Consider the following 4870-nt stretch of genomic DNA (forward strand, 5'->3'; position numbering starts at 1 on the left):
TCGACAGCACCATAGGGGGCCGACGTGTCCGCGACCGGCACCGCCCAGCTTCCACCCCCGCACCGCGAGCCGACAAGAGGCGACCACGCTGGGATACTCTCCACACCCACGAGGGAGCGAAGCCCCCCAGAAGCTAACGCGGTGGTGGTGCGCCATCCTGCGAGCCTGCGCCGCCGCACCGTCCTGATCTCAGGAGTCGGTGTATTCATTACTTCTCCTTCTTCTTATCTCTCTTCCTCGATCGAGGAAGCAGGTACGTCCAGGCTTTGGGTCATCTGCCGCCAATGCCGAGTTGATCAAGAAGCTCATCCGAGAGGACGATGGGGTTCTCGCTACTGGTTTCGACGCCAACGTCGGTGACCAGATAGCTCGCCTGCACGGGGTTCAAGAGGGACGCTGGAGCATCGTCGTAGAGAGCGAGAAAGAGGACCGCTCTGCTGCCTGGTTCGAGGCCTACAGGGGTGGAGTCGAACATCGGGTACTTCACCTCGACGATGTCGCCTTGGCGTAGTCCCCCGGACGCGGACGCGCTGACCTCGATCGTCACGACAGTGTAGTCGATCCCATCGATGAGTTCCTCGCGTTCGCTCAGTACGTCACCGGCGATGACGGCATCTGCGGCGTCGAAGAGCTGGGTATCGGTCTCAAACCATGGGTAGTCCGCAGTGTTGCCCTCGGAGGGTGCCCGAAGTTGCGAGACAGCGAAGATGACGATGACTGCGAACACCGCGACGACGGCACCCACGCTGATGAGGAGTCGGGGTAGCCGGAATCGTGATCCCGTGGGGCTCGAAGACGTTACCTCTTGCGCGGTGTCAGCCTGAGTGATCGGAGTCGTCACGATCTGCTCGAGGAGGCTCAGCGCCTCGGCTGGAAGCGGTGCGTCCTGCGGGGTGCGCGCGGGATCTGCTCTTGTGAATACGGCAGCGAGGTCGTCCATCATGCATCTCCCTTCCGGACGAGTGGGGCGGGTAGTAGTTCTCTGATGCGTGCGCGGGCGCGGTGTAACTGCACTCGCGTCGCACCCTGGGATATGCCGAGTACGGTCGCGATCTCGCCTATCTCGAGTTCGTCCCAGTACCGCAGTCGTAGGACCTCCTGCATCCTCTCTGGTAGTTGCTGGAGTGCCGCGATCACGGGGTGTTCGGTGCCGTCGTCGTCCATGAAGGGTGCGCCGGCCAGTTCCGTGGCCTCGATCAGCCGCTGTGTGGCTGCGTTTCTTCGTGCTGTTCGTCTGTAGTGTTCGAGAACGACGTTGCGGGCGATGGTGAATAGCCAAGAGCGCGAGTTCGCCTGGCCTGGGTCGTATTTCTGCCAGGCGATGCGGAACACATCCGCTGCGAGTTCAGCGGCATCCTCCCGTGCCGATACTCTGCGTTCCACGAACCGGAGGATGGTGTTGTAGGACGAGAGAAACAGCGCCCTGTACTGCTCGACGTTCTCGTTCATCTACCCCCTCCTCCCGGATGCTCTTCACATAGGTAGTTGCCGCTCGTCCTTCCAGCGTTACAGATCCGATCGATTCCCTGCACACTGATCGAGATGGGAGCATGGTCAACGCGCACTACACCGACCCGATGATCGCCCGGCAGGTGTGGCGACTGCTGGACGGCCTGGGGTTCAGCGGAGGCGCGGTCCTGGAACCCGGCTCCGGGTCGGGCACGTTCATCGGCCTCGCGCCAGAGTCGGCACAGATGACCGGAGTGGAACTCGATCCGCTGACGGCGGCGATCTGCGCCGAGCTGTACCCGCACGCGACCGTCCGCGCCGAGTCCTTCGCCGACACCCGACTGCCTGAAGGACACTTCGACGCCGCCATCGGCAACGTGCCGTTCAGCAGCGTCACCCTGCACGACCCGCTGCACAACGCGACCCGACAGTCGATGCACAACCACTTCATCATCAAGTCGCTGCGCCTGACCTGGCCCGGCGGCCTCATCGCGGTGCTGACCTCGCACTTCACGATGGACGCGCAGAACCCCGGCGCGCGGCGGGAGATGAACGAGCTGGCCGACCTCGTGGGCGCGATCCGCCTGCCTACCGGGGCGCATCGCCGCGCCGCGGGGACGGAGGTGGTGACCGACCTGCTCGTGTTCCGGCGGCGACCGGAGGGCGAGCAGATGCGCGACGACGCCTGGGAGACGGTCGCGCAGGTGCCCATCGACGGCGTGCCGATGCGGATCAACCGCTACTTCGACGAGCACCCGGAGCAGATGCTCGGGGAGGTCGGCGTCGGCCACGGGATGTACGACGCGGCCACGCTCACCATCACGACCGATCTGGCCGACTTGGAGGCGGAACTCGCGGTCGCCGTCGACCAGATCGTGTTCTCCGCGCGCCGGGCCGGGCTGACGATGACCGAGCGCGCCGCCGAGCAGCAGGCGCGCCGGGCAGCGTTCACCCCGTCGGCGCCGGAGCTATGGGACGGCAGCATCGTGGCGAGCGAGACCGGCGGCTTCCGCACCGTTGTCTCCGGCTCGCTGGAGCCGCTTGCGGTGCCGACGTCCGCCGAGCGCGAGCTACGCGCTCTGCTGCGTCTGCGCGACGGGGCATCCCGCCTGCTGACCGCGGAAGCGGCGAGCGTGGACGACACCCCCGACATCGTGCTCATCCGCACGACGCTGCGCCGCGACTACCTGAAGTACGTCGGCACCTATGGGGCGCTGAACCGCTACACGCTGCGCCCCACCGGGCGCACGAATGAGGACGGCGAGGAGACCTTCGCGCGCATCGTGCCGACACCGATCCGGCTGCTGCGCTCCGACCCGTTCGGCCCCCTGGTGCTCGCGCTGGAGCAGTTCGACGACGAGGATCAGTCCGCGTCGCCTGCCGCCATCATGAGCCACCGCGTGGTGGTGCCGCGCGCCGAGGTGCAGGGCGTCGACAGCCCGGCCGACGCCATCGCGGTCAGCCTCGACCGCACCGGCCGCATCGACATCACCCTCGTCGCCGATCTACTCGGCATGAACGACCGCGAGGCGCGCGAGGCGCTGGGAACGCTCGTGTTCACCGACCCAGTCACGAACCAGCTCATCCACGCGCCGGAGTATCTATCGGGCGACGTGCGGGTCAAGCTCGAAGCGGCACGGCTCCGCGCCGAGGACGACCCGGAGTTCCAGGTCAACGTCGATGCGCTTGCCGAGGTGTTGCCCGCGCCGCTGGGCATCCAGGACATCCACGCGAAGCTCGGCGCGGTCTGGATCAGCGCCGACGTGCACGAGCAGTTCCTGCGGAGCATTCTGCGCGCGCCCGACGTTCGCGTGGAGAACCCGCTGCCAGGCATGTGGGAGATTCGCGGCGGTCGGCAGGGGCTGCCCTCCACCTCGGAATGGGGCACGCCCCGCCGCCCCGCGCCGGACATCGCACAGGCCGTCATGGAGCAGCGGACGATGCTTGTCTACGACGAGGAGAAGGACATCGACGGCAAGGTGCGTCGCATCCTCAACCCCGTCGAGACCGCTGCCGCCCAGGAGAAGGCCGACGCGCTTCAGGAGAGGTTCGGCGAGTGGGTGTGGGAAGACCCCGACCGCGCGCAGGCACTCGTGGACGAGTACAACCGGCGCTTCAACTCCATCGTGCTCCGCGACTACACGAACGCCGGGGCGTACCTCTCACTGCCGGGCCTCGCGGCCACCTTCGAGCCGCGCACGCACCAGCGCGCCGCCGTCGCGCGTATGGTGTCCGAACCTGCGGCGGGCTTGTTCCACGAGGTCGGCGCAGGCAAGACGGCGGAGATGATTATGGGCGCGATGGAGATGCGCCGTATGGGGCTCATCAGCAAGCCCGTCGTGGTGGTGCCGAATCACATGCTGGAGCAGTTCGGCCGGGAGTGGCTCCAGATCTACCCGCGCGCCCGCGTGCTCGCCGCATCGAGCCTCGACCTCACCGCCGACAAGCGGCGACTCTTCGTCGCGCGGGCGGCAGCGAACGAGTGGGACGCCATCATCCTCACGCAGGGGGCGTTCGCCAAGATCCCGCTGCGCGCCGAGACGCAGCAGCAGTACATCCGCGGGCAGGTGGACGACGTGCGGCGAGTGCTGGACGACGCGACCGGCGAGCAGCGCATGAGCGTCAAGCGCATCCAGCGCAAGCTCCTGGCGATGGAGAACAAGCTCAAGGATCGGCTCGACTCCGACCGCGACCGCGGCGTCTGCTTCGAGGACACCGGCATTGATTACGTCATCGTCGACGAGATGCATATGTACAAGAACCTCGCCACGGAGTCGAACATCAGGGACGCCGCCATCGAGGGCTCGGATCGCGCGAGCGACCTGCACATGAAGCTCGAATACCTCCGCTCCGCGGGGCGCGAGCGGGTCGTGACAGCGGCAACGGCGACGCCCATCTCGAACTCGATCACCGAGACCTATGTGATGCAGCTGTATCTGCGACCCGACGTGCTGGAGTCCGCGGGTGTCGGCGCATTCGATGCGTGGGCGGCGACGTTCGGCGAGCTGGTCACGCAGATGGAAATCTCGCCGACCGGCAGCACGTTCCGCATGAAGACCCGGTTCGCGCGCTTCCAGAACGGGCAGGAGCTGCTGCGGATGTGGTCGGTATTCGCCGACGTCAAGACCGCCGACGACCTCGACCTGCCCGTGCCCGCGCTCGTGCAGCGCGACGACGGCAGCCGCGCACCCTCCACCGTGCCGGTGCAGCCGACCGTCGAGCTGGAGCAGTACGTCGCCTCCCTCGCCGAGCGCGCCGAGAAGGTCGCCACCCGCCAGGTGCGGCCCGACGAGGACAACATGCTCCTGATCACCACCGACGGGCGCAAGGCCGCACTCGACATCCGCATGGTCATCCCCCGCGACCCGTCCGGGCCGAGCAAGGTCGACGTCGCCGCCGACGCGATCCACCGCATCTGGGA

The 4870-nt window shown here is 66.9% G+C and carries 3 protein-coding genes; 1 reads left to right on the forward strand and 2 read right to left on the reverse strand.

Features of this window, described 5'->3' with window-relative positions; translation table 11 throughout:
- Window positions 1-271 precede the first annotated feature (271 nt).
- Window positions 272-943, reverse strand: a complete 672-nt coding sequence (locus tag ACK5KK_RS02460) for a hypothetical protein (protein WP_416888506.1) — start codon at window positions 941-943, stop codon at window positions 272-274.
- Window positions 940-1449, reverse strand: a complete 510-nt coding sequence (locus ACK5KK_RS02465) for an RNA polymerase sigma factor (RefSeq protein WP_416888507.1) — start codon at window positions 1447-1449, stop codon at window positions 940-942. Before ACK5KK_RS02465 ends, ACK5KK_RS02460 begins: the two co-directional genes overlap by 4 nt.
- 101 nt (window positions 1450-1550) lie before the next feature.
- On the opposite strand from ACK5KK_RS02465, the gene ACK5KK_RS02470 reads away from it, so the two are divergent.
- A partial coding sequence (locus ACK5KK_RS02470) for a helicase (protein WP_416888508.1) occupies window positions 1551-4870 on the forward strand: 3320 nt, incomplete at its 3' end.

The organism is Microbacterium sp. (assembly GCF_047972865.1).
In the GTDB taxonomy this organism is placed as follows: Bacteria; Actinomycetota; Actinomycetes; order Actinomycetales; family Microbacteriaceae; genus Microbacterium.

What these genes read in the sequence shown, in the direction of transcription:
- ACK5KK_RS02460 (WP_416888506.1), bottom strand. Translation starts at nt 943, where the DNA reads ATGATGGACGACCTCGCTGCCGTATTCACAAGAGCAGATCCCGCGCGC.
- ACK5KK_RS02465 (WP_416888507.1), bottom strand. Translation starts at nt 1,449, where the DNA reads ATGAACGAGAACGTCGAGCAGTACAGGGCGCTGTTTCTCTCGTCCTAC.